Raw genomic sequence first — 23,922 nt, 5'->3', positions numbered from 1 at the left:
ATAAATCATAAATCATAAATCATAAATCATAAAAAGTCATAAAAAATACGAAAGAAGTTTAATCATGGCAGAAAAATTCCACGGCGTTATTCCTCCAGTAGTTACGCCATTAACGGCAGACGGCGAAGTAGACGTTGTTAGCTTTGAGCGCTCTCTTAACCGCATGATTGAGGCAGGCGTAGATGGCCTGTTTACACTTGGATCTTCTGGCGAAGTGGCATTTAGCACAGATAAGCGCCGCCGCGAAATCATTGAAACCGTAATGCGCATTGTTGACGGCCGCGTGCCAGTGTTGGTTGGCTGCATCGATACGGAAACAAACCGCGTTATTGAGCATGCAAAGGAAGCTAAGGAGCTTGGAGCATCTGCAATCGTTGCAACAGCGCCATTCTATGCACTCGGCGGCATGGCAGAAGTTGAGCGTCACTTCCGCCTTATTCACGAAGCTGTTCCAGATTTGCCTCTGTTTGCTTACGATATTCCAGTTTGCGTGCACACAAAGCTTCCAGGCGGTTTGCTTGTAAAGCTTGGCAAAGATGGCGTGCTTGCTGGCGTTAAGGATTCTTCCAACGACGACGTATCGTTTAGGTTCCTTGTAGACGACAACAACAAGGCTGGCCACCCATTGACTTTGCTTACGGGCCAAGAGGTTGTTGTTGATGGAGCATACATGGCTGGTGCAGACGGCTCTGTTCCAGGTCTTGCAAACGTTGAGGCCACTGGCTACGTGCGCATGTGGAAGGCTGCTCAGGCTGGCGATTGGGCAACGGTTAAGAAGGAGCAGGATTGGCTTGCTGCTTTGATGCGAATCGTTACTGTTCCTAGCGGAGTGGCAGGCTTTGGCGCTGGTGTTGGCGCCTTTAAGACTGCAATGGCATTGCTTGGCGTGTTTGACACAAATCAGATGCCAGATCCAGTTTGCCCACTTAAGGGAGAAAATGTTGAAGCCGTGGCTGGCGTTCTTAAGGAAGTTGGCTTGACTTTGGCAAAGACTCCGCAAGAAGTGAGCGATTCCACTAAGTAGCGACTTAAGTGCGTATCTTAAGTGCGTATCTTAAGTGCGTATCTTAGGTGCGTATCTTAAGTAAAAATCATAAATAATCATAAATAATCTAATAAAGCCTTTTATTTATGGTGCATAGTAAGTAAATAGTGTTGCGGTGTGCGTTAATTCGCATGCCGCAATGCTAATAATTGCTTAAAGCTTTAAAGGAGAAGCAAAGATGGCAGAAGTTATTATTGTAAAAGATCAGGATGAAGCTGGCGAGCTCTACGCAAAAGCAGTTGTAGATTTGATTAGTCGCAAGCCAGACGCAGTGCTTGGCTTGGCTACAGGATCTAGCCCATTAAAGGCCTACGAGCATCTTGCAAAGCTTGTTAAAGAAAATAATGTTGACGTTAGTCGCGTGCGCGGATTTGCGCTTGACGAGTACATTGGATTGCCATTAGAGCACGAGCAGTCCTACCACAGCACAATTCGCAGAACCGTAACCGATTTAATCGGCCTAAACCCAGATTTAGTGCACGTTCCAGGAGATGTTCTTAACGGAGCGCCATTAAGCGAGGGCAGCAAGATTGCACACGCTGGAGCCGACTACGATGCTGCTATTGCGGCCGCTGGCGGAATCGATGTGCAAATCTTGGGAATTGGCTCCGACGGCCACGTTGGATTTAACGAGCCAGGATCTTCGCTTGCATCTGGAACGCGCGTAAAAACCTTAACCGAGCAGACTCGCGTAGATAATCGCAGATTCTTCGACGGAGATATTAACCAGGTTCCAACTCACTGCATAACCCAAGGAATTGGAACGATTTTGCGCGCTAAGCATCTTGTTCTTCTTGCGTTTGGCTCTAATAAGGCAGATGCTGTGGCGGCCACGCTAGAAGGCGGAGTAAGCTCGCTATGCCCAGCTTCCGCGCTGCAAATGCATCCGCATGCAACTGTGATTGTAGACGAAGATGCAGCAAGCAAGCTTAAGTTGGCAGACTACTATCGCTGGGTGTATGCAAATAAGCCATCTTGGCAGGGAATCTGATAGATCCGATATCTCTGATAGATAAGTCTAAAATTAAGTAACGTATTCAAAAGCACAAACTTCAAAAGCACAAACGCAGGTGGGTTAAATGTCAAAAAATGCATACTTAGATGCCGTAAATAAGATTGATGATTCACTAAAATCAAACGAGGGGCGCAGTTTTGTAGTGCGCAACGTAAGCGTTGTAGACGCGCGCGGAATTGTTCCTAACGCTTGGATTTTGGTTAAAGATGGCGTGATTTTAGAAACGGGCATTTTAGACGAAGACCTTGCGCTGGCGATTAATGCTTGCGGCTTGCGCGCATCTGACTTAAATGTTGTAGACGGCGGCGGCTATTTTGCTGCGCCAGGCTACATTGATTTGCACGCTCATGGAGCCTGGGAGCATTCGTTTGACGACGGTGCCGAAGGGATTGCCATTGCGCGCGCGTATCACATGCTTCACGGAACAACTAGGCAAGTTCTTAGCTTGATTACAAATCCTCTTGATGTAATGCAAGAGAATTTACGCACCGTTAAGCGCGTTATGCAAACGCGACCAGATGTGCTTGGATCTCACTTAGAGGGGCCGTTCTTGGCGCTTTCTAGAAAAGGCGCGCACGACCCTAATTGCCTAGTGGACCCTACCCCCGAGCGTGTTGAGGCGCTGCTTGAGGCGGCGGATGGCACTTTGCGCCAGATTACTCTGGCTCCAGAGCGAGAACACGGCATGGAGGCTATTAAGCGCTTTGTACAGGCTGGCGTAATTCCAGCAGTGGGGCATTGCGACGCAGATTATAAAACCGCGCGCGCGGCTTTTAACGCTGGCTCTACGCTTATGACTCACATGTTTAACGCTATGAACGGCATTCATCACCGCAAGCCAGGCCCAATTCCTGCAGCTTTGGAAGACCCGCGAGTAACGATTGAGCTTATTAACGACGGCTTCCACGTTGAAAACCCTGTTTTGCGAATGGCGTTTAAGGCGGCAGCTGGAAAGATTGCGTTTGTAACAGATGCAATGGCTGCAACAGGATGCGCAGATGGCGCTTATAAGCTTGGCGCTTTAGACGTTACGGTTACGGGCGGCCACGCAAGGCTTGTTTCTAATGGCGCTATTGCGGGATCTACTTTGATTCTAGAAGTTGCTATTAAGCGCGCTGTTAAAGAGCTTGGAATCGGATTGCCAGAGGCCATTGCTGCGGCAACCGTTGTTCCTGCTCATGTGCTTGGAGTAGATAAGCCGAATGCTATAACTGGCGCTCCTTTGGGCTTGGTTGAAAAGGGGTACGCGGCCGATTTGCTTTTGCTTAATCCAGGAACTTTGGCAGTTGAGCACGTTTGGTGCGACGGCCATAAAATTTCGTAACGGAAATCGTATCGTTGCGATTAATCGTGATGCTGTAGTACTCAGGCATCACCATTGAAGATGAAAGAACCGCTCTCTAAACTAGAGCGGTTCTTCCATTTTATAGAATGTATGTGCTTCAGTGCTTTTGCAGTCTATTAAGCAAAATCGACTGAATTGGCTCGTAATGGCTGTTTACAGCCTGCCTATATCCGTCTGCGTCTCCCGCAATAGCCGTTTTAAGCATAAGTTCGTGCGCTCTAGCGGTTTTTTCAAGCTCGTCCGAAACTTCCAGCCCCAATTGTGGCAAAACAGCCATATGCACAAGCCACAAGCATCGCACAAATTGCTCTGCAATCGTATTGTTTACCGCGCGCAAAATGCCCGTGTGGAAAGCAATATCTTGTTCCAAGAACGTTTTTCCAGCATGCGCTTCTTTTGTCATTGTTTCCGAAAGCGCTTCCAGCTCTGGATGCTGCGTTCCCTTAAGCGACTCAACAACTTTATCCGCGCATCCAAGGTCTAGGAATTTGCGCATTTCCACAACGTCACTCAAGTCTTCAAAATTCTTATTAATGGAGATTAAAGATCGGAATGCAAGCGTTTCCACCATTGGATCCAAAGACAAGGAGCCAACAAACATGCCTTTTCCTTGCTTAACTTCCACAATGTTAAGCGCTTCAAGCTTGCGAATGGCCTCGCGCACCGACGATCTTGATGCGCCAATCAAATTGCATAGCATTGGCTCGGTTGGAAGCATATCTTTTGGCTGCAAACGCTCTCTTAATATAAGCGACCTGATTGCGTCCATTGTTTCGTCGCAGCGCTTTCTTGCTGCGATTGGAGCGGAGTTTGAGCTTGCCTGCAATAGCGATAAGCGGTCTAGTGTTGTCATCTCATCGTCTTCGTGCTTGCTAAATGTCTCTTCCATTTTGGCCCCTTTCAGTTCGCGTGAGTCTTCCCTCTTTTAAATCTTTTAAATCTTTTGAATCTTTTGTTTTTTCGTTTTTGTCTATTGTGTTTTTGTCTATTGTGTTTTTGAAACCTGTTTGCAAACTATCTTGCCGCCAAAGCGAGGAATCTATTGCTGTTATATAAATTCCAGTAGTCTCTTTTTCCCACAGTAGCTGCAAAGTGTGTTTATTGCTAGAGGTAAGGCATTGATAAACGTGGTGGAATGGGTTTATGCACACATTTTTTTGCCACGTTTTGCCGCCGTCGGAGCTAAATCGCACAACTCCGCGGCCGCGGTATGGCATCATTTGGCTTGCGTTTGCAAATGCTATGCAGTCTGCGTTTCCCTCGTTTTCGCCGCTAAAGCAGGTTGCGCTTGGCTGGCTGAATATCTCGGGCAAGCTTTGGTCAAAAATCAGCTCGCTCCATGTTTCGCCGCAATCGTGACTAATGGCCTTGCCTACGCATCCCGAGCGATTTTGATTGCGGAAGAACGCCAGAATATCGCCATTTTTGCGCTCTACAAACACGGTTTCGGAGCTTGTTGCATCGTCGTCTTGCATTGTTACAGGGTCTACGATTTTGCCGCCCATTAATCGCCCCTCGTTAATCATTTTGCCTCGGCGCCACGTTTTGCCGTCGTCGTCCGAAATAAGCGCTCCCGAAGAATAGTGCGATTTGCTTTGGCCGCTGCAATAAAATGGCACAAGTATTCTGCCGTAATGTTTTTCGCTGCGCCTAATAACAATTCCGTTCCCTGGGCATACTCCAGCGAAGCTCATCCACGGTTCTTTAACCATGTGGTCAATTAAGCGTGGTGCGCTCCACGTTTCGCCGTCGTCGTCCGAGTAGATTTGCGCTATGTAGCAAGTTTTTTCGGCGAATAATGGCTGACTTTCGCTTGCTGTTTCGGGTGATTGCCATATGTTCCACGTGGAACGGTCGCAAGTTTGGTTACTGTGCGAGTTATTGCTTGAGTCACCACTCAAATCTCCACTCAAATCGCCATTTTTTATGCTTCCATCTGGGTAAATTAGCCAATTTGTTGCGCATTCTTTTTCGCTAGAATCGCATGGCAATTTTACGGCCGCGCTTGCGTCCATTGCCGCCGCGTAGTGCCCGCCCAGGCGATCTATAAGCTTGATTCTTCCGCAAGCGTCCACGCCTACAGCGGTTTTGCAATTTGTTAGCCCAATTCCGCCAGGATTAATGTCAATTAATACGTTGATTCTTTCGCTTTTGCCCTCTGGGTCTAAAACAGGGCAGGAGTCGATTGCGCTGGCGCCCAGTTTTCCAAGGTTTTTGCCAGGCATGTTGATTACGGTTTGCAAAGGCCCCCACGTTTTGCCGCTGTCTGAGGATCTGCGAATCACAAAGTTTATGTGATTTGGAGCGTCGTTCGAAACGCTTGTTCGCTGGTCTGCTCCCGCGATTAGCGTTCCCATGCGCGTTTTTACAAGCGACGGTATTCTGTAGCTGCGAGAGCCTGCGTAGCCTGTGTCAAATAGTGCGGTTGTTACAAGCGGTTTTACTCTTGATATTCTTTGGATTTGGCCTTCGCTTAGCGCACTAAAGTAGATTCCGCCCGTTCTGGCTTCGCCCATTAATCGCACTCCGCGCAGGTTTTCGCCAGTGCTTACGGCGTCTAAGTCTGGTATGTTTGCAAACCAGACTTGACCTATGTTGTGCGACTGGCTGTATCCGTCTACGTAAATGTCGGTTGCTCCGCGATTTGCACGAATAATCAAGTCGTGCCATTCGCCATCGTCAATGCTTGCGGCTGCTTCGATTGCGCTTTTTACGCCCGTCTCGCTGTCAATTAGCGTGATTTTTATGCCTTCTGGACCCGCGTACACGCTTATTTTTTCGCTAGGTTCTTGCTTAGTTTTTGTTCCGGCAGTTCCGGCAGTTCCGGCAGTTCCAGTAGTTCCAGTAGTTCCAGTAGTTCCAGCTGCAAAAAGCACTCCGTGTTGGCCTGGCCCGCGCAATCTAAATTGAATGTGCAGCGTTCCGCTGGCCTTGCAAGATATGCGTTTTATGTCTCTTGCGCAAATCGTAGGCCCCGCAAACCATATGTCTGGCTGCGCCTGAGTGGCCGAATTTGCAATTTCTTCTGGCTGCGGCAAGTGGCTTGAGTGGTAAAAGTCGTAGATTTGCGAAGATTCTGCCTGCGCTGCACAAGCTTCCGCCGCTTTTGCGCACACTCTTTGCGGTCCAAGATTCGTTGCGCTCGCAAAGCACTGGTATCCGTCTAAATAGAATCGGCTTCCAAAACTTCCGTACGTTATTGCAAAATCGTGTTCGCGCCCGTTGCCCGCGCCTAGCGCATCTTCCATGTGCAGTGCAATTTCTTTTGCACCATTTGCGTCGGCACTATCTTCTAAAAGATTTTGCGCACTAAGCAGGGGAGCATCTTCTTTAATACTTATTTTTATTATTGGAGTTGCGTCCTCTTGATGCGCGGAAGCTTCCGATTCTTGTGCGGGCTTAATATTTAATAAATCACAATCTGCATTTGCTACAAATTTGAACCCTATTATTCCTTCGTTTTGATTCCCGTGATTCCCGCTATTTTCGCTAACTGGTGTAATTTTTATTGTGGCATGGTTGAATCGCGTGTGTGCCGAACCCCCGATATTGGCAATTTCTTCACCCAGGTTCGTCGTCTTCGTTGAACGACGTTCCATTTTAGTCCTCCATGACCGTAAAAATTAAAACACCAATGTTTTAACACGTCTGACGTCTTATGACGTTCACTATTCAGTCTATCACACATTTTTAAGCAAATGCACAATTGTTGCATATGATGTTGCAATATGATGCTACAAAATAAGAAAGAACGTTGAAAAATCAACGTTCCTAAAGAGTGCGAACGGCGGGACTTGAACCCGCACGAGTATACACTCACTGCCACCTGAAGACAGCGCGTCTACCATTCCGCCACGTTCGCATACAGACCATAAAACTACCATATTTGTAGCCGTTTAGCAAATATCGCCATTTGTGTGTTGGCCCGCATTTGTTTCTTTTTACCCGCGTTTGTTCCCATTTCGACCCATTTTGGAAACAAACGCGGGCACACTTCCCCACGTTTGTTTCTTTTTGCCCACGTTTGTTTACATTTCGGCCGATTTTGGAAACAAAAGCAAGAAAAAGTAAACAAACATGGGGAAGTGTGCAGATTGAAATCGTCGATTCACGTGCAACACCAAGCAAATTATCCGCGCGACCCATTCTCATAATAATGGGCTAACGACTCATCTCTGAACTCTTCAAAATACCCGCCGTCAATCGACGCGCGAATGTCGTCTAGAAGCTTAACAAAGAATCGCTCGTTGTGAATAGTGGCAAGTGTGTATCCGTTCATCTCTTTAGCGCGCAGCAAATGGCTAACATACATGCGCGAATAATGCGTGCAAGTGTAGCAATCGCAGCCAGCTTCAAGCGGCCCCTGGTCGTGCTTAAATTCAGCGCGCTTTACGTTGTAGCGCCCGTGGCGAGTAAAAATCGCGCCGTTTCTGCCGCATCGCGCAGGCGCCACGCAGTCAAAGGTATCTCCGCCGTTTTCTACGCAAGCAAAAATGTCGTCAACTGCTGCAATTCCAAGCACGTGGCGAGGGCGATTTTCTGGCATAGCGTCGCAAATCCAAGCGCAAGTGTCTCCAATAATTCGCTTTTCAATCGCACCGCCAATTCCAACGCCGTCAAAGTCGAGAGAAGCAATCTGCTGTGCCGCGTGCCTGCGCAAATCCTCGTAATTTGCTCCCTGAACAACGCCATACAACGCCTGATACGGCTTTCCTAATCGCGCCTCGGTCAATCGCTTGTGTTCTTCAACGCAACGCTTAGCCCAGCGGAAAGTGCGTTCAACAGACTCCTCCTGGTAGCGGCGAGTGTTCATAAGCGTTGTAAGCTCATCAAAAGCAAACATAATATCCGCGCCAAGCTTGTGCTGAATTCCCATTGAGATTTCTGCGCTAAAACGATGAATAGAGCCGTTTAGCGGAGACTTAAAAGTAACGCCATCTTCGTCAACAAATGCCATTCGCTCTTTACCAGCTGCGATTACATCGTCGGACTTCATGCCAGTAACGTCCATGGCAAGTGTCTTTTTAAATCCCGCGCCAAGCGAAAGCACTTGGAATCCGCCAGAATCCGTAAAAGTTGGGCCATTCCAGTTCATAAACTTTGCAAGGCCGCCAGCTTCGTCCAAAATATCTTCGCCAGGGCGCTCATATAAGTGGAATGCGTTAGAAAGCATGCATTGGCCGCCCAAGTCTTTGATTGATTCTGGTAGCACGGCCTTCATTGCGCCTTGCGTGGCAACTGGCACAAACGCAGGCGTGCAAATATCTCCATGAGGCGTGCGAATTACGCCAGTGCGGCCGTATCTGGCTCCGTCTTTTCCTTTGCCATCTGCCGCATTTTCCAAACGCGTTTTTGTTGTAAACGAGAATTCTCTGCGATCTCCAGGTTTACCAGGTTCTGCTCCGCGTGGGTGTTCAATAAGATTAGTCATAACATTTACTCTATTAGAAGGCATGACGATACGCGCGTAAGTTGCGGTATTGCGCGCGGAAAAGTCGCAAGCAACCGTTCGTTAAATTTTACGTGTTTTTATAATTTTTATAAAAATAATTAGCTAATTTATGGGTTATATGTGGTATTTATACGGCATTTATACTGCTAAATATTCAGGTAATTTTAAGAGCGGCACGTTTAACTCGTATTGTAAACGCAAAATTGTGTAAAAATTGCATATTAATTGCATATTAGCTTGTATGAATTTGTGTAATCAGATTAGAGTATGCTTTGTAAAAGATTTAAGGAGGATTAATGGCTGACGATATTTACGATTCCAAGGCCTACGATTCTAGTGAAGAGCAAAATGGCAATGCTTCACAAAGCCAATCGAAGCCGCTAAGCGCGCAGGAAAATCAGGCGAATTCAGAGCAGATTTATCGACCAGCTCCAGAATACGGAGCGTATGGCCCTGTAGATGCGGGTGATGTAAATAACTCTGGCGAATCGTTGCAAAATCAAGAGCAAAGCAGCGCGAGTAATTTGGGCAGTGCAAGCGGCACAAGTGATGCAAGTGATGCAAATGGAGCAAATAGCGCAAACAGCAGTGATTATGCGCATTCGAAAGATAGTGACGATTTAGATAATCCGTTCTTGCCATATGGTGATCCATATAATAATAACGCGCAAAAGCGAGCTAGATTCGGCAATCCTTACGATTTGAGCGCGGATAACAGTGGCGAAAATAGCGCGGATAATAGCGCGGATAATGCAGATAGCGCGGATAATATTGCAGAAAATCAGCCTGCCGAAGATTTAGCCCAGAATCCAGCACAAGATTCATCCCAGAATCCACTCCAAACTACAAATGTGGTTTATAAAAAGCGCGGATTTAGGGCGGAATCTAAAGAAAACTCAACAATTACGGTGGCAATCGTTTCGTCTATTGTTTCTGCCATTGTATGCGTTGTTGTAATGGCATTTGCTCTTACTCAAGGCCTGATTCCTATTCCAGGCGCAGGAACACTTGCAGACGTTGGAGCGCAAAGCCATTCAAAAGGAACGGCCGTAGTAAAGGGCGGCCAGGCTCCAGATTGGCGTTCGGTTGCTAAAAACGTTTCTGGCGGCGTTGTTTCTATTCAGGCACGCAACAGCAAAAACATGAGCAAAGGCTCGGGCGCAATAATCGATAATCAGGGTCATGTTGTTACAAATAACCACGTTATTGCTGGCATGCAGCAGCTTCAAGTAACGCTTTCTAACGGTCAGATTTACAAAGCAAAGCTTGTTGGAACCGATAAAACAACAGATTTGGCTGTGCTTAAAGTAGACGGTTTGCCAAATAGTGTAAAGCCAGTTGATTTTGCGGATTCGGATGCGCTCGCAGTTGGCCAGCCAGTAATGGCAATCGGAAATCCACTTGGATACGACGATACTGCTACAACAGGCATTGTTTCTGCGCTTAATCGCCCAGTTTCCGTTATGGACGATCAAAGTCGTTCCGAAATCGTTACAAACGCTGTGCAAATTGATGCAGCAATCAACCCAGGCAATTCGGGCGGCCCAACTTTCGATGCTGCTGGAAAAGTGATTGGCATTAACTCGTCTATTGCAGCAACTTCTGCAAGAGGTGGCACAGCAGGGTCCATTGGAATCGGCTTTGCTATTCCTTCCAACCTTGTTAAGCGCGTAGTAACCGAGATTATTAAGAACGGTTCTGTAAAGCACGTTGCTCTTGGAATTATGGTTAAAAGCGTAAACGTAACGCAAAATAGCATTACGCGTGGCGGCGCTCAAGTGGCGTCTGTAACGCCTGGTGCTCCTGCTGCAAAGGCGGGAATGCGCGCTGGAGATACAATCGTAGCGTTTAATGGCAAGTCGGTTACAAGCAACTACTCGCTGCTTGGATTTGTGCGCGCTACAGCTTTGGGAGATAAGGCAACAATAACGGTTGTTCGTGGAAACGGAACCGTCAACTTAACTGTTAAGTTTAATCAAGAAGAAGCTGCGGTTAATGGTGCAACTCGCCAAGACCCTCGCTCGCTAAGAAGGCGCAGCAACAAGAAGCCTGATTCTTCGCAAAATAAGAGTCAAAAGGGTGACGGCGGCGATTCTTCGGATGACGACGACGATCCTTTGAATCAGCTTCCTAGAGGCGGAGACGACGATTCCGACGACGGCGGCATTTTTGATCCATTCGGTTTCTGGTAAACTGATAGCATGACTTACAAAGATTTTGGCCAACTTGCATCGGAGCGGTTTTCTGCACGCGACTTTTTAAACAAGCCGATTGAGCAAAACGTTTTAGAGTCAATACTGCACACCGCTTCTCTTGCGCCAAGCTGGAGTAACACAAGGGCTTATGCGCTTGCGATTGCACAAGGCAGCAAAAAAGACAACATTGTAAAAGCTTATTTAGATAAGTGCAATGCAATGCTTAAGGCCAAAGATAAGAGTTTGAGTGAATCTGAGCGTGCTCAGTTTGCTCAAGAGTCAGCGCCTAATGGCGACGTTCCTGTTGCAAGGCCGTACCCTGATGATCTAAAGCAGCGAAGCGCTAAACTTGGTCTAGCGTTATATTCGCATTTAGGAATCGAAAGGCACGATTTTGCAGCCAGGAACGCCCATACGCGTAGGAATTTTGAGGCTTTTGGAGCGCCTGTTATTGGCTTTGTTTTAGCTAGGCGCGATTTTATGCCGTTTGCTGCAATGGACGCTGGCCTTATGCTGCAAACGCTATTTCTTGCTGCTAAAGATTTAGGCGTTGACTCTTGCCCACTTGGAGTTTTGGCAACTTGGCGAGATCCGTTAGACGCGGAGTTTGACGTTCCAGAAAACATGGAGCTTTTAACTGGATTTGCGCTTGGGTATGCTAGCGATTCGCACACAAACGAGTTTAGAGCTGAGCATCCAAAGATTGAGCTGCTGTAGTCCTATTTTATGTGTGCTTTGCGCTCGTAAATAGTGGCAGTGCTTTCCCAAACAAGAGCCTTCCAAGACGTTTTAACGTTAGAAACAGCATGCGCGTTGTAATGCGAAATGTTGTAGTTTAATGCCAAGAAGTAGTACCACGGCTGGCTGGATTCGCTAACAAAAAACTCTGGTTCGCCTTTTGCAGCGCACGCTGCCAACTCTTTTTCTTGCTGGTTTGCAGACGAGCTTTCGTTTGTTATAAAAGTCTTGTTTTTGTAAGCGCAGTCTATAAGATTCTTAGAAAAATAAGGGTTTGCGCCTATTAGAAGCCACGAATATTGGTGAGTGTCGCTTTCTTCGTGCGAAATAACGTTTCCACTTTCGTCAACCTGCTGGTAATTATGAAGCCAAGATGCTACAAAACGCTTATTTTGCAAGTGATTACTAGATATGTATTGCGCTACAGCCCTGGAAGGCGAGTAGTCAAACAGAATGTCGTTTACGCAAGCAAACGCATTCCAAATTAGGCTTGGGGCGAGTATTATTGAAATTAGCACGTTGATTTTCAAAGCTTTGTTTTTTATAAATCTGAATTTATTAGGGATGATTTTAACAAAAATCGTAGGAATATCCTTGCTGCTAAGCGGCTCTTTTATGTGACTAATCCAAAGCACACTAAGCAAAAACACAAAGATTAGGCCTGCGTGATGAAGCGTAAAATAGCGAACGGCTACGATTGTAAGAACAAAATAGGGCATTATAAGCACGGCAAGTAGTTTTCGCCGCATGGTGATTCTAATGACAAATGCCCAAATCGCAAGGCTAAACAGCGTGCATACTGCGATTGGCCAAAAGTCAAAAGGCATTCTTCGCATTGAAACATCGCCATAAAAGCTTGTAAACATGCTTTCGGAAGGCATTACAAATATAGAAGCAAAGAATTTTGCGATTGTTGAATTGCCATCAATCGTTGCGCGTGTGGCGAAGGCGTTTGGCGCGGGCCATGCAAGAGCAAGGTTTGCAACGCCAAAAATGGCGATTAATCCCCAAGATATAAGTCGTGCCAAATTTGATGAGATTGTTGTTTTAATCGCGTGAAAAATGGCACTAAAATTAAGAGTTTTGCTACAGTCTTTGCTACAGTCTTTGCTAATATTCTTGCCAATATTCTTGCTAAAAACTCGCCAAATCCACGCAATTGTAAATCCTGCAGCAAACGCGATTCCATACACGCTAAGCAGGCACATAAACATAAGGCTAATCGCAAGTTTGCAAGCGCTAGAAGTCTTAGAATCCGCACTATTCCAATAATGTGCAGCCACTAGCAAGCTTAAGCAAAGCAAAGCGTACGGTCTTGAAGTAACGCCGTATTGGAAGCAAGCAAAATAAGTAAAAGGAATAAGAAAAGTTGCAAGGCTGCCCGCACGCTTAAAAGGCGATTTAAAAATAAGCCACGCGCCAAGTAAGATTGCGCAAACCAGCTGAATTCCCTTAATTCCAAACTCGTATGGAACGCCACTTTTGGCTGCAATCGCAAGTAAAAGATTCCAAAAAGGAGGGTGGCCTTCGTAATGTGGTCTAACGCTAAAAATGCTTGCAAGCGGTGAATCGCGCGCAATCAGCCAGCTTTGAGCTTCATCAAACCAAGGTTCGTGGAAACACATTACGATTGCAATAATCGCAATGTATAAAACAAAAGCTAAAAGCAGTGCCAATGTGCGCGCGTTATGCGAGCTTTGTAAATTGCGTAGCTTTAAAATCCGCATTACCGTTAACTCTTAATTGCAATACTCTTAATCGCAATACAATTGCTAATTTTGACTTAAAGCAGCAAGCCTACGCGCATTAGCCACAGCATACAAGCTGATTCCAGCAGCAACGGATGCGTTCAGCGATTCAACGGCGTTAGAAATTGGGATTCCAGCAATGGCGTCGCAAGCTTCACGCGTTAAGCGACTCATGCCTTTGCCTTCGCTGCCAAGAACAACAACAAGTGGATCGGTTTCAAAGCCAGTTTCGCCAACGAGCTTGTCTCCGCCGCCGTCCAGGCCAATCGCGTACCATCCGCGTTCGCGCAAACCTTGAATCGCCTTGTTTAAGTTCACCACGCGAGCAACAGGCAAGTGCGCTGCAGCGCCTGCAGAAACCTTCCAAGCGGCAGCAGTAACAGATGCGCTTCTGCGCTCAGGCAAAATTACGCCATTTGCGCCAAAAGCGGCTGCGGAACGAATAACCGCACCAAGATTTTGCGGATCGGTAACGCCGTCTAGCGCTATAAACAACGGGCGTGCGTTAATGCGAGCGGACGCAGAATCCGCCGCCTCCATAGCGCGAGCCTTCTTTTCTGCGCGATCAACAAGCTCTTGCAGCGAATAGTATTGATAAGGCTGCACCTTTAAAATAATGCCCTGATGATTAGTGCTGTGGGCAATGCGATCCATCTCTAGGCGATCCGCCTCCAAAAGTCGCAAGCCTTGCATGCCAGCAAGCTTAACGATTTCGCGCGTGCGATCGTCGTGCTCAATGCGATTTGCCACATAAAGTTGCGTGCTAGGAACGCCTACGCGCAAAGCCTCAAGTGTTGCGTTTCGCCCAATAACCAACTCATCGCTATCTGTACCCAACTTATCTACTCTGCGTCTTGCCGCCAAACGCGGATCTGCAAAAGTGCGCTTAATCGCAGCTTTTTTGGCGAAATAAGCCTTATGGTAAACGCGATCTTCTGCCTTAGGTGTAGGCCCCTTGCCGCGCAATGCATTACGATGTTTTCCACCCGACCCCTTGGTCGGTCCTTTTTTCATAGCCATATTCCTATTCTCACATGCCCCCGAGGCATTAATAAGGTATTAGTAAGTCATTAGTATTTGGCGCTTTATGTGGCATAATAGAACGGTACTTAATTATTGCAAATTATTGTTATTGCAATAATCCACAACCGCGCAATAATCGAGATTTTGAGTTAATTCTGCATAAATCTTGATTGTTGACTACTCCGCGGCGCTCCCAAGGGGGAAAATATGGTTGATCAAAGCGATCAATCCAAAGATCCGTCATTGCAAGACGCACAAAGTGTTGCAGATGCGCTTAACGTAAACGTTTCTACTGGTTTAAGTAGCGATGAGGCTTCTAGAAGGCTCGCGCAATTTGGCCCGAACGCTCTAGCTGGTGCTCCTAAAACGCCAGCGTGGAAGAGGTTCCTCGAACAGTTTAAAGATCCGCTTGTTTACTTGCTTATAGCGGCCACAATTATTTCTGCGATTGCATGGTTTGTTGAGCGCGCACAACATGGCGGCGAAAGTGGCGGCGAAGTTTTGCCATTTGACTCAATAGTTATAATCGTGATTCTTATAGCAAACGCAGTTTTGGGCTATATTCAAGAGTCGCGCGCGCAAGAAGCGGTTGAGGCGCTGGCAAAAATGAGCGCTCCGCAAACGTCCGTTCTTAGAGATGGGCGAGTTATGCGCATAGATACGGCGGATGTTGTGCCTGGAGATATTTTGGTTCTTGGCGAAGGTGATGCTGTTTCTGCAGATGCAAGGCTTATTGCAGCCGCTTCTTTGCGAGTTGCAGAGGCGAGCCTTACGGGCGAATCGGTTGCCGTTAGCAAGCGCCCAGAAACTCTAGCTTCGCCAAAGTCTTTGGCAGACCGCACAAATATGGTGTTTAATGGCACTGCCGTAACGCAAGGAACTGGTCGCGCAATCGTCACGTCTACGGGCATGAAAACTCAGGTTGGAAAAATCGCAGATATGCTTTCTAGTGCGCAAGAAGAAGCCACTCCTCTGGAGAAGGAGATGGTTCGCGTATCTAAGGTTCTTGGAATCGCAGTGTGTATTATTGCAGCCGTTGTGCTTGCGTCTATGTGGGCGCTTGAAGGCTTCCATACCATTGAAGACGTTATAGATTCTTTGCTTCTTTCCGTTTCTCTTGCTGTTGCTGCTGTTCCAGAAGGCTTGGCTGCTATCTTAACGGTTGTTCTTGCTTTGGGCGTTCAGCGCATGGTAAAGCATCATGCTGTTGTTAAAAAGCTTTCGTCTGTAGAAACTCTTGGCTCTGCATCCGTTATTTGCTCCGACAAAACGGGTACTCTAACTCGAAACGAGATGACTGTTGAGCGTGTTATAACGCCTAGCGGCCAAGTGCAGCTTACGGGTAGTGGGTATAAGCCAGATGGGCGTATGGTTTTGCTTGGTTCTTTAGATGCGGATTTGGCGGTTCCTCCAGCGCTGGCTACAGAGGTGATTGGTGCGCTTGGGTCTGGGTATTTAGCAAACGATGGCGATTTGCATCTCGATGAATCGTCGGGAGCTTGGCAGCCAGTTGGCGACCCTACCGAGGTTTCGCTTATTGTTGCAGCTCGCAAAACTAAGGCAGATAAGCGTTACGCACATCTTAGTCGCGTTGCGGAAGTGCCATTTACGTCTGAGCGCAAACGCATGTCTGTGGTTGTTAAAGACGATTCGGATTCTGGGAATCTTATTGTTTGTGCAAAAGGCGCTCCAGATGTTTTGCTTTCTTATTGCACGCGAATCGCAGTGGCTGGCGCTGTTCGCCCGCTTACAGAAGGAGACCGCGAAGAGATTCTTGCAAACGTGGAAAAGCTTTCTGGCGAAGCTTATCGCACGCTTGCAATGGCGTATAGGCCGCTTGGCGTAGATAGTTTAGCCAAAGTTCCCGGCATGGTTTCTAATGCTGCTGGCCAAATCGCAGATGTTGCCGAGCAAAGCGACGTTTTGGAGTCCGATTTAATTTGGAACGGCATGGTTGCGATTATTGATCCTCCTAGAATCGAAGTTCGAGATAGTGTTGCTCAAGCGCATCGTGCTGGAATCCGAACTGTTATGATTACGGGCGATCACCCGCTTACGGCTGCTCGAATTGCTAGGGACCTTGGCATTATTGGAAAAGATGAGCATGCTCTTACTGGCGATGAGCTTGACGAGTTGCTTTCTAGAGACGACGACAATATTGCTTTCGACGATGCAATTAGCAAAGTGAGTGTGTATGCGCGAGTGGCTCCAGAACACAAGCTTGCGATTGTTTCCTCGCTTCAAAGGCAAGGCAATATTGTTGCTATGACTGGCGACGGCGTAAACGATGCTCCTGCTGTAAAGTCGGCAGATATTGGCGTTGCAATGGGCATTACGGGTACGGAAGTCACTAAAGAATCTGCAAAGATGATTTTGGCAGATGACAACTTCTCTACAATCGTCGCAGCAGTGCGCGAAGGCCGCGGAATTTTTGACAATATTCGTAAATTCTTAAGATATTTGCTTAGCTCCAACGTTGGCGAAGTGTTCACCGTGTTTGGTGGCGTAGTGTTTGCTGGCGCACTCGGCATAACGCAGCCAAACTCTGTAGGCGTAACTTTGCCTTTGCTCGCAACGCAGCTTTTGTGGATTAATTTGCTTACAGATGCTGCTCCTGCGCTTGCAATGGGCGTTGATCCGCAAACGGATGACGTTATGAATAGGCGTCCGCGAAGACTTACAGATAGCGTTATTGATAAGCCAATGTGGGGAGACATTGTGTTTATTGGCGTGATTATGGCAGCTATAACGCTGATTGGCATGGACATGCATTTGGCTGGCGGATTGTTTACCGACCGCTCCACAACTGTTTTGACTCATGCTGCCCAAATGACTCACGCGCGCACAATGGGCTTCACTATTCTTGTGTTTGCTCAAATGCTTAACGCTTTGGCTTCTCGCTCGCATTTGCAAAGCGTGTTTGTTGGCTTGTTTGCAAATCGTTGGCTTTGGGGTGCAATCGCAGTTTCCGTAGTGTTGCAGCTTGCTGTAATTTATATACCATTCCTTAATGGTCCATTTGGCACAGTTCCACTCGATTTTATGGAGTGGGTGGAGTGCCTTGGACTTTCAATGGTTGTGCTTATTGCTTCGGAGCTAAGAAAGTGTGTTTTGCGCTTTATGGCTAAACGCAAAGCTGCATCATCTGTTGCAATGGCTGCGTAAGGTTTGCATAAGGTTTGCGTAATGTTTGCGTCGACCTAGGCACGCGCTACACTTGGCGTATAAATGTGTTTATGTGTTTTTACGCAATATCGCAAGGAGATTTGACGTTATGCTGTTGTCTGATCGCGACATTCTCAAAGCTCATGAAGAGGGTCATATTGATTTGACCCCATGGACCCCAGAAATGGTGCAGCCTGCGTCGATTGATGTTCGGCTGGATCGATTCTTCCGCTTATTCAACAATCACGCCTACACGTACGTTGATCCAGCGGAAAATCAAGGCGAATTGACTGAGCAGTTTGAAGTTGCGCCAGATGAGCCTTGGATTTTGCATCCTGGCGAGTTTGCGCTTGGCTCCACTTGGGAGTATGTGAAGTTAGATTCTACGATTGCTGCGCGTTTAGAGGGTAAAAGCTCTCTTGGCCGTCTTGGAATTTTAACTCATTCCACAGCTGGCTTTATTGACCCAGGTTTTGAAGGCCATATTACCCTGGAGCTTTCAAACGTTAGCACCTTGCCAGTTAAGTTGTGGCCAGGCATGAAGATTGGCCAGATGTGCTTCTTTAAGCTCAGCTCGCCTTGCCAGAATCCTTATGGGTCTTCCGTTAACGGATCTCACTATCAGGGTCAGCGTGGTCCAACTCCTTCTAGGTCTTACGAGAATTTCTATCGCGCAAATTTGGATGACTAGCGTTAATCAGCGTTAATTAGCATTAATTAGCGATAATCAGCGTTAATCCTAAGAAAAATCAGAGGAAAAGTAGAAAACTTTCAGGAAGTTATCAGCTAGTTCACTAGCAGCGCTAAGAATTATGTGTTTTCATAATATTAGTGAAAAACTTAAAAGGTATTTCACGAAAGCTTATTCATATTTTTTCCTTTAAATTTAAACCCCGACTTAAACGGTCGGGGTTAAATTTTTATGTGGACTGAGTCCTAGCTCAAATGCCAAAGCTGTGCCGTATGCTGTAAGTATGACTAATCATAACGGTGTGATCTCCAGCGAGTTCGACGATAGCGATTTTGACGGCGGCGATTTTGGCGGCGAAGACAATGCTTCTGATGCTTCAAATGGCCTGCATGCTGGCCGTGAATCAAGTGTTGTTCCAGGCAGATTTGGCGAAGATTTGCATGTAAGCGTTGCTCAGTATTCTCGCGGCGAGGCTGCCGCTTATGCTACAAGACCTCTTCTTTTGCTGCTGCATGGTTGGGGGTCAAATGAGGATGATTTGCTTGATTTGCTGCGCGTTGTGGCACCCTATAACGATGCGATTTCTTTACGTGCTCCACTTCGCTTAGCTCAAGGCGCTTACAGCTGGTTCCACGATGCCGTTCCGCAAGGTCAAGATCTGGATCGAGACATGTATGCTGCTGCAGCTGCAATCGACGAGTGGGTTGCGGCAAATGTGCCCGAAGACCGCGCTGTTGTGCCTTTTGGATTTTCGCAAGGCGCTGCTCTAGCGGTTCATGTTCTTAGGCTTAACCCAGATCGCTACCGCGCAGCTGTTGCGCTTTCTGGCTTTGTGGCTCCAAATATTACCAAAGATATTTCGCTTAACGACGATGTTCTTGCCGAGCTTAATACACCTGTTTTCTTTGGCTACGGTTTGGATGATGCTGTTATTGCTCCTTACGAGTTTTCGGCGGCTGCAGCGTGGCTTGAGGAGCATACGTGGCTGGAAGAGAAGCGCTACCGCGGGCTTGATCACGCAGTTCATATGGAAGAACTTGGCGATATTCGCTCTTGGTTTGCTCTTCATAATATCTCGTCGGGGTTAATGTGACTTTTAGCGTGTGCAACTATACGTCATTCATGCAAGAAGCATTGCAGCTTGCGCAAGTTGCTGCCGATTGCAAAGAAGTTCCAGTTGGCGCTGTTGTTGTAGATAGCTCTGGGGCGATTATTGGCCGCGGCTCTAATCTTCGCGAGAAAAACGCGGATCCACTTGCCCACGCGGAAGTTCTTGCGATTAGGCAGGCGGCAGAGGCGCGTAAGTCTTGGAATCTTAGCGATTGCACGCTTGTTGTTACTTTGGAGCCATGCCCAATGTGCGCTGGGGCGATTTTACAAACGCATATTAGCCGCGTTGTTTTTGGTGCCTGGGATTCAAAACTTGGCGCATGTGGATCTGTTTGGGATATTTTGCGAGACCCTCATATTGGCTCGCATCCGCAGGTTTTTGGGTCCGTTTGCGAATCGCAGTGTGCACAGATTTTAAGCGATTTTTTTGCGCGCGCAAACTCCCGCACAAACTCTCGCACAAAATAGAATCATGAAATGAATAAGTAAGGAGCCGCGGCTCGCGATTCTACTTCGGGTCGCTTTTGTATTCTTTTAACTATAACATTTACAAGTATAACAACTTTAATATATACTTGTAAAAAGTATAGTAAATATACATGTATTAAGTATGTGCATGGATTGTCTATAAATCTATAGAAAAGTTAGGGTAAAGCGTATGACTACAGTCGCTCCAATAAGCACTATGGTTCCGATTAGTGCTTTTAGCAATGGTAAATCTGCACAGGCTTTTGCCAAGGTGAGTTCTGGTATGCCAGTTACAGTGCTAAAAAATAATCAACCAATGTACTTCATTATTAACCGTGAAGATTTTGAGCGTTATCAATCACTCGAAGAACAACTTCAAAAGTATATTGAAGAAGCTATCGAAAATAAAAACAATGAAGCTCGTAAGCAAGTTCAAAATCGCGAATTTACCCATGAATCACATACTGCTTCTGACATGATGGATTACCTAAATGGTCTGTGAAAAGAGACGTCTTCTTACAATCAAGTCATTTGATAATGACTATAAAAAGATTCGTAAAAAGCATATTAACACTGAAGATTTTCTTGCCGTATTTCAGGCTCTTATAGATAATAATCAACAGCTATTAAAGAGTAAATATCGTGATCATGCACTTACTGGTAGTTGGAAAGGATACCGTGAGTTGCATGTACAGCCAGATTTACTACTTATTTATTGGGTTGATGGATTGTCTGTTTCTTTAGTATTGGTAAGAGCGGGGAATCATGATGAATTATTCTCTAATGCTCATACTAATTCTAAAATTATTCGCAAGTATTCTGAGATGGTAAGTAATACTTTAGCGTTGCTTGCAAAATCCAAAGATAGCTAAAGTATAGAATTGTAAACGTTGTAAATAATCAGCAACAAATAATCAAAATTAATGGGGTTTAAATGACTACTTTTGACAGAGCTAACTTGCCGCAATCCGTGCGAACAAACGGCGCTACGCCAAACCCTTGGTGGGCAAATGCAGTTGTGTATCAGATTTATCCGCGAAGCTTTCAAGATACCAACGGCGACGGAATCGGCGATTTAAAGGGCATTACATCGCGCCTTGATTATTTAGCTGATTTAGGCGTTGACGTTCTTTGGCTTAGCCCTGTTTACAAGTCTCCTCAAGACGATAACGGCTACGATATTTCCGACTATCAAGATATTGATCCGCTTTTTGGCACTCTAGAAGATATGGACGAGCTTCTGGCTGGCGCACACAAGCGCGGACTTAAAGTTGTTATGGATCTGGTAGTAAATCACACTTCCGACGAGCATGCTTGGTTTAAGGCTTCCAGAGATGCTTCTAGCGATTACGCGGATTGGTATTGGTGGAGGCCTGCGCGTAAAGGCTGCGTGCCTGGAGAACCAGGTGCGGAGCCAAACAAGTGGGGATCGTATTTCGGCGGCTCTGCGTGGACTTACGATCCAAAGCGTGGTGAATATTACTTCCACCAGTACTCACCAAAGCAGCCAGACTTGAATTGGGAAAATCCTGCGGTTCGCGCTGCCGTGTACAAGATGATGAATTGGTGGATGGATCGCGGAATTGACGGCTTCCGCATGGATGTGATTACGCAAATTTCTAAGCGTGTAGATAGCGAAGGGCGTTTGCCTGGGGAGTATGGTTCGCAGATTGAAGATGCACCAGCTGGCGACGACGGCTACTCTTCGCCGTATTTCTTCTGCTCCGACGGCCCTCGCTTAGACGAGTTTTTGCGCGAGATGCGCGAGGCGGTTTTCAAGGGTCGCGAAGGCTTCTTAACTGTTGGCGAGGCTCCTGGAATTTCCGCACATCGAAACACCTATATTACAAATCCTGCTAATGGTGAGCTAGACATGCTCTTCTTGTTTGATCAAGTTAATGTTGATTGCGCAAATGGCACTAAGTGGAATCCTATTCCTCTTAAGTTGACGGCATTAAAGCGTGCAATGGCAGATCAGCAGCAGGCTGTGGCAAATGTTGGTTGGGCGAGCCTGTTCTTTAATAATCACGATCAGCCGCGTGCGCTTTCTCGCTGGGGTAGCGAGGCTAGCGATGAAATGCGCGTGCTTTCCGCTAAGGCGATTGCAATGCTTCTTCACATGCATCGCGGCACTCCGTACGTGTATCAGGGTGAAGAAATTGGCATGACAAACGCGCACTTTACTCGCCTCGAGCAGTATCGCGATTTGGAAGCGCTTAACATGTTTAAGCAGCGCGTAGAGCAGGCGCATATTCAGTCTGCGGAGTCTATGATGGATGCGCTCGCAAAGCGCGGTCGCGATAATTCTCGAACTCCAATGCAGTGGAATGCGTCTAAATATGCCGGCTTTATGCCTTTTAATGTTCCATCGCAAAATAATGCGCAGCCTTGGATTAGCGTGAATCCTAATTATGTAGACATTAACGCGGCGGAGCAGATGGAAGATTCGGATTCCGTTTACTCGTTCTACAAGCGTTTAATTGCGTTGCGTCATTTGCAGCCTGTTGTTTCGGCCGGTTCTTGGAATTTGGTTGATGCGGATGACGAGTGTGTTTACGCGTTTATTAGGCAGGTTGAGCGGGCTTGTGAGAATGCTAAAGCAGATGATGCAGTTGAGGCGGGTCTTGAGGAGTCCGCGAATTCCTCAAGCGCGGTTGCTTGCGATTCTTCCTCTGCCTACTGCACCAAGTTGCTCGTATTGATAAATATGACGGATTCATCTGTAGCAATACCTGCGCAAAGTGCTGAATTGTTGCGTAATATCGCCTCTAACGGCGTATCGTCTGATGATGTGATGATTTCTACCTACAGCGTGGATCATGCCCTTAAATCGCTTAAAAATGGCACGCTTTCGCCTTGGGAAGGAATCGCTGTTAGCTTGCAATAATTATTTTGCAATAGTTTCGTCCACCAACTTTGGCAGAGCCTTTGCAATATCTTCGCGTATTATGCGCTCTGCCAAATAATCGTATTGCGTAGCGCCCAGGTTCATTATTGTAATTGGCACACCTGCGCGAGCGGCTAGTGGCACAAGGCTTGCAGCTGGAAACACTTCTAGCGTCGATCCAATAACCCACAGCTCGCTTGCGTGCATAATCGCCTGTGCGCTGCGTTCCATTGCGCCTTCGGGCAGAGCTTCTCCAAAATATACAACGTCTGTTTTTATAAGACCGTTGCAAGGCATATTTCCGCGATATGGCAGCGCGCGCCTGCAATGTGGGTCTGGGTGCTCGTCTAAATCGCGCATAATGTCGGCCGTGTTGTAACTTGCGTGGCAGCTCATGCAATGCGATGTTCCAATGCTTCCGTGCAAGTTCACTACAATGTCTGGGCTGTTTCCAGCTTTTTCGTGAAGTGCATCAAAGTTTTGAGTTGCGATTAAGTCCAGCATTCCAGCTTTCTCAAGTTTTACTAGCGATTTATGCGCTGCTCCAGGCGCAGCGTTCCAGACTGGCGACTCTTTTTGCCAGCGCCATGAGTACACGCGTTCTTCTTTGCTGCTTAGAAACGCGTCTATGTCGTAAACGCTCATTTGCTCTGGGTGTTTGGTCCAAACTCCATCTGGACCGCGAAAATCTGGAATGCCCGCGCTGGTAGATATTCCCGCGCCTGTTAGCACAACAATGTGGTGGTGTGCGTTATTCTTGCTATTTTTCTTGCTGTTATTCTCGCTATTTCTCATATACCTATATATAACACGCATATATTTTCAACACGCCGATGTTTTGGCTTTGTTTCAATGGTTTTGGCTTGTTGGTGTGGGGGTGATTTGCTTTTGAGTCTGGTTTGGTGTAAGTTTATCTCTTGCTGCTCAGCGCGGCTGGTTCTCCTCGGTTGAGGTTGATGAGCTGGCTGGTGTGGTGGTGGTTTGAGAACTCAAGAGCGTGTCTGTACTACTTATTAGTTAATTATTGCCAGTTCATTGTC

18 protein-coding genes and 1 tRNA gene are annotated in these 23,922 nt (G+C 46.8%); 12 read left to right on the top strand and 7 right to left on the bottom strand.

Translation table 11 applies throughout. The annotated features are described in order from the left end of the window. The first annotated feature begins 64 nt into the window (after nucleotides 1–64). The 3 genes from ACZ0NX_RS04485 to nagA all read left to right on the top strand — a co-directional run bounded on the left by ACZ0NX_RS04485 (nucleotide 65) and on the right by nagA (nucleotide 3,384). On the top strand, nucleotides 65–1,024 hold the full coding sequence (locus tag ACZ0NX_RS04485) for a dihydrodipicolinate synthase family protein (RefSeq protein ID WP_016635892.1): 960 nt from the start codon (nucleotides 65–67) through the stop codon (nucleotides 1,022–1,024). Nucleotides 1,025–1,223: 199 nt separating this feature from the next. Next, a complete protein-coding gene (gene nagB / locus ACZ0NX_RS04480) occupies nucleotides 1,224–2,036 on the top strand; it encodes a glucosamine-6-phosphate deaminase (protein WP_004132426.1) in 813 nt (270 codons plus the stop codon). An 88-nt stretch (nucleotides 2,037–2,124) separates the two neighbouring features. Next, nucleotides 2,125–3,384, top strand: coding sequence for an N-acetylglucosamine-6-phosphate deacetylase (gene nagA / locus ACZ0NX_RS04475; protein WP_464405781.1), 1,260 nt, complete (start codon nucleotides 2,125–2,127; stop codon nucleotides 3,382–3,384). A gap of 118 nt (nucleotides 3,385–3,502) precedes the next feature. Here nagA and ACZ0NX_RS04470 read toward each other — a convergent pair whose 3' ends face one another. The 4 genes from ACZ0NX_RS04470 to tgt all read right to left on the bottom strand — a co-directional run bounded on the left by ACZ0NX_RS04470 (nucleotide 3,503) and on the right by tgt (nucleotide 8,860). Then, entirely contained in the window at nucleotides 3,503–4,294 is a 792-nt protein-coding gene (locus ACZ0NX_RS04470) for a FadR/GntR family transcriptional regulator (protein ID WP_060786609.1), read from the bottom strand. Beyond that, a complete protein-coding gene (locus ACZ0NX_RS04465; RefSeq protein ID WP_464405778.1) occupies nucleotides 4,278–7,004 on the bottom strand; it encodes a sialidase family protein in 2,727 nt (908 codons plus the stop codon). The genes ACZ0NX_RS04470 and ACZ0NX_RS04465 overlap by 17 nt, the downstream gene beginning before the upstream one ends. A gap of 180 nt (nucleotides 7,005–7,184) precedes the next feature. Further along, nucleotides 7,185–7,267 (bottom strand) — tRNA-Leu (locus tag ACZ0NX_RS04460). A 267-nt stretch (nucleotides 7,268–7,534) separates the two neighbouring features. Next, nucleotides 7,535–8,860: a tRNA guanosine(34) transglycosylase Tgt gene (gene tgt / locus ACZ0NX_RS04455; protein WP_464405776.1), complete on the bottom strand. Its 1,326-nt coding sequence runs from the start codon at nucleotides 8,858–8,860 to the stop codon at nucleotides 7,535–7,537. Between the two features lie 293 nt (nucleotides 8,861–9,153). Between tgt and ACZ0NX_RS04450 the strand changes: the two genes are divergently transcribed. Together ACZ0NX_RS04450 and ACZ0NX_RS04445 are read left to right on the top strand one after the other, a co-directional pair. After that, the gene (locus ACZ0NX_RS04450; RefSeq protein WP_464405774.1) at nucleotides 9,154–11,049 is read left to right on the top strand and encodes a S1C family serine protease; all 1,896 of its coding nucleotides are present in this window, start codon (nucleotides 9,154–9,156) and stop codon (nucleotides 11,047–11,049) included. Between the two features lie 9 nt (nucleotides 11,050–11,058). After that, a complete protein-coding gene (locus tag ACZ0NX_RS04445; RefSeq protein ID WP_060786605.1) occupies nucleotides 11,059–11,769 on the top strand; it encodes a nitroreductase family protein in 711 nt (236 codons plus the stop codon). Between the two features lie 2 nt (nucleotides 11,770–11,771). On the opposite strand, the gene ACZ0NX_RS04440 is transcribed toward ACZ0NX_RS04445, so the two are convergent. Next, nucleotides 11,772–13,517 carry an ABC transporter ATP-binding protein gene (locus ACZ0NX_RS04440; protein WP_464405771.1) on the bottom strand — a complete coding sequence of 582 codons (1,746 nt, stop codon included), beginning with the start codon at nucleotides 13,515–13,517 and terminating at the stop codon, nucleotides 11,772–11,774. 45 nt (nucleotides 13,518–13,562) lie between these two features. Beyond that, entirely contained in the window at nucleotides 13,563–14,558 is a 996-nt protein-coding gene (gene rlmB / locus ACZ0NX_RS04435) for a 23S rRNA (guanosine(2251)-2'-O)-methyltransferase RlmB (protein WP_415688678.1), read from the bottom strand. Between the two features lie 210 nt (nucleotides 14,559–14,768). Between rlmB and ACZ0NX_RS04430 the strand changes: the two genes are divergently transcribed. From ACZ0NX_RS04430 to ACZ0NX_RS04400, 7 genes are all read left to right on the top strand, one after another. Beyond that, complete coding sequence (locus tag ACZ0NX_RS04430) at nucleotides 14,769–17,726, top strand: cation-translocating P-type ATPase (RefSeq protein ID WP_464405769.1); 2,958 nt, start codon at nucleotides 14,769–14,771, stop codon at nucleotides 17,724–17,726. Between the two features lie 109 nt (nucleotides 17,727–17,835). Then, nucleotides 17,836–18,417 carry a dCTP deaminase gene (gene dcd, locus ACZ0NX_RS04425; RefSeq protein WP_060786601.1) on the top strand — a complete coding sequence of 194 codons (582 nt, stop codon included), beginning with the start codon at nucleotides 17,836–17,838 and terminating at the stop codon, nucleotides 18,415–18,417. Between the two features lie 283 nt (nucleotides 18,418–18,700). Continuing rightward, the gene (locus ACZ0NX_RS04420) at nucleotides 18,701–19,510 is read left to right on the top strand and encodes an alpha/beta hydrolase (protein WP_415688682.1); all 810 of its coding nucleotides are present in this window, start codon (nucleotides 18,701–18,703) and stop codon (nucleotides 19,508–19,510) included. Between the two features lie 29 nt (nucleotides 19,511–19,539). Beyond that, complete coding sequence (locus ACZ0NX_RS04415; protein ID WP_464405767.1) at nucleotides 19,540–19,995, top strand: nucleoside deaminase; 456 nt, start codon at nucleotides 19,540–19,542, stop codon at nucleotides 19,993–19,995. A gap of 190 nt (nucleotides 19,996–20,185) precedes the next feature. Beyond that, nucleotides 20,186–20,497, top strand: a complete 312-nt coding sequence (locus tag ACZ0NX_RS04410) for a type II toxin-antitoxin system Phd/YefM family antitoxin (RefSeq protein WP_415688685.1) — start codon at nucleotides 20,186–20,188, stop codon at nucleotides 20,495–20,497. Continuing rightward, nucleotides 20,487–20,867: a type II toxin-antitoxin system YafQ family toxin gene (locus tag ACZ0NX_RS04405; RefSeq protein WP_415688686.1), complete on the top strand. Its 381-nt coding sequence runs from the start codon at nucleotides 20,487–20,489 to the stop codon at nucleotides 20,865–20,867. Before ACZ0NX_RS04410 ends, ACZ0NX_RS04405 begins: the two co-directional genes overlap by 11 nt. 62 nt (nucleotides 20,868–20,929) lie before the next feature. Continuing rightward, nucleotides 20,930–22,882, top strand: a complete 1,953-nt coding sequence (locus ACZ0NX_RS04400) for an alpha-glucosidase (protein ID WP_464405764.1) — start codon at nucleotides 20,930–20,932, stop codon at nucleotides 22,880–22,882. Here ACZ0NX_RS04400 and ACZ0NX_RS04395 read toward each other — a convergent pair whose 3' ends face one another. Further along, complete coding sequence (locus ACZ0NX_RS04395; protein WP_464405763.1) at nucleotides 22,883–23,677, bottom strand: SIR2 family NAD-dependent protein deacylase; 795 nt, start codon at nucleotides 23,675–23,677, stop codon at nucleotides 22,883–22,885. Nucleotides 23,678–23,922: the final 245 nt, after the last annotated feature.

This window comes from Gardnerella rara (assembly GCF_055452355.1).
The sequence above is the reverse complement of the archived record's forward strand: the minus strand, read 5'-3'. Positions and strand labels throughout refer to the sequence as shown.

Coding starts and splice junctions, on each gene's coding strand:
- ACZ0NX_RS04485 (WP_016635892.1), top strand. CDS start 65: ATGGCAGAAAAATTCCACGGCGTTATTCCTCCAGTAGTTACGCCATTA.
- nagB (WP_004132426.1), top strand. CDS start 1,224: ATGGCAGAAGTTATTATTGTAAAAGATCAGGATGAAGCTGGCGAGCTC.
- nagA (WP_464405781.1), top strand. CDS start 2,125: ATGTCAAAAAATGCATACTTAGATGCCGTAAATAAGATTGATGATTCA.
- ACZ0NX_RS04470 (WP_060786609.1), bottom strand. CDS start 4,294: ATGGAAGAGACATTTAGCAAGCACGAAGACGATGAGATGACAACACTA.
- ACZ0NX_RS04465 (WP_464405778.1), bottom strand. CDS start 7,004: ATGGAACGTCGTTCAACGAAGACGACGAACCTGGGTGAAGAAATTGCC.
- tgt (WP_464405776.1), bottom strand. CDS start 8,860: ATGCCTTCTAATAGAGTAAATGTTATGACTAATCTTATTGAACACCCA.
- ACZ0NX_RS04450 (WP_464405774.1), top strand. CDS start 9,154: ATGGCTGACGATATTTACGATTCCAAGGCCTACGATTCTAGTGAAGAG.
- ACZ0NX_RS04445 (WP_060786605.1), top strand. CDS start 11,059: ATGACTTACAAAGATTTTGGCCAACTTGCATCGGAGCGGTTTTCTGCA.
- ACZ0NX_RS04440 (WP_464405771.1), bottom strand. CDS start 13,517: ATGCGGATTTTAAAGCTACGCAATTTACAAAGCTCGCATAACGCGCGC.
- rlmB (WP_415688678.1), bottom strand. CDS start 14,558: ATGGCTATGAAAAAAGGACCGACCAAGGGGTCGGGTGGAAAACATCGT.
- ACZ0NX_RS04430 (WP_464405769.1), top strand. CDS start 14,769: ATGGTTGATCAAAGCGATCAATCCAAAGATCCGTCATTGCAAGACGCA.
- dcd (WP_060786601.1), top strand. CDS start 17,836: ATGCTGTTGTCTGATCGCGACATTCTCAAAGCTCATGAAGAGGGTCAT.
- ACZ0NX_RS04420 (WP_415688682.1), top strand. CDS start 18,701: ATGACTAATCATAACGGTGTGATCTCCAGCGAGTTCGACGATAGCGAT.
- ACZ0NX_RS04415 (WP_464405767.1), top strand. CDS start 19,540: ATGCAAGAAGCATTGCAGCTTGCGCAAGTTGCTGCCGATTGCAAAGAA.
- ACZ0NX_RS04410 (WP_415688685.1), top strand. CDS start 20,186: ATGACTACAGTCGCTCCAATAAGCACTATGGTTCCGATTAGTGCTTTT.
- ACZ0NX_RS04405 (WP_415688686.1), top strand. CDS start 20,487: ATGGTCTGTGAAAAGAGACGTCTTCTTACAATCAAGTCATTTGATAAT.
- ACZ0NX_RS04400 (WP_464405764.1), top strand. CDS start 20,930: ATGACTACTTTTGACAGAGCTAACTTGCCGCAATCCGTGCGAACAAAC.
- ACZ0NX_RS04395 (WP_464405763.1), bottom strand. CDS start 23,677: ATGAGAAATAGCGAGAATAACAGCAAGAAAAATAGCAAGAATAACGCA.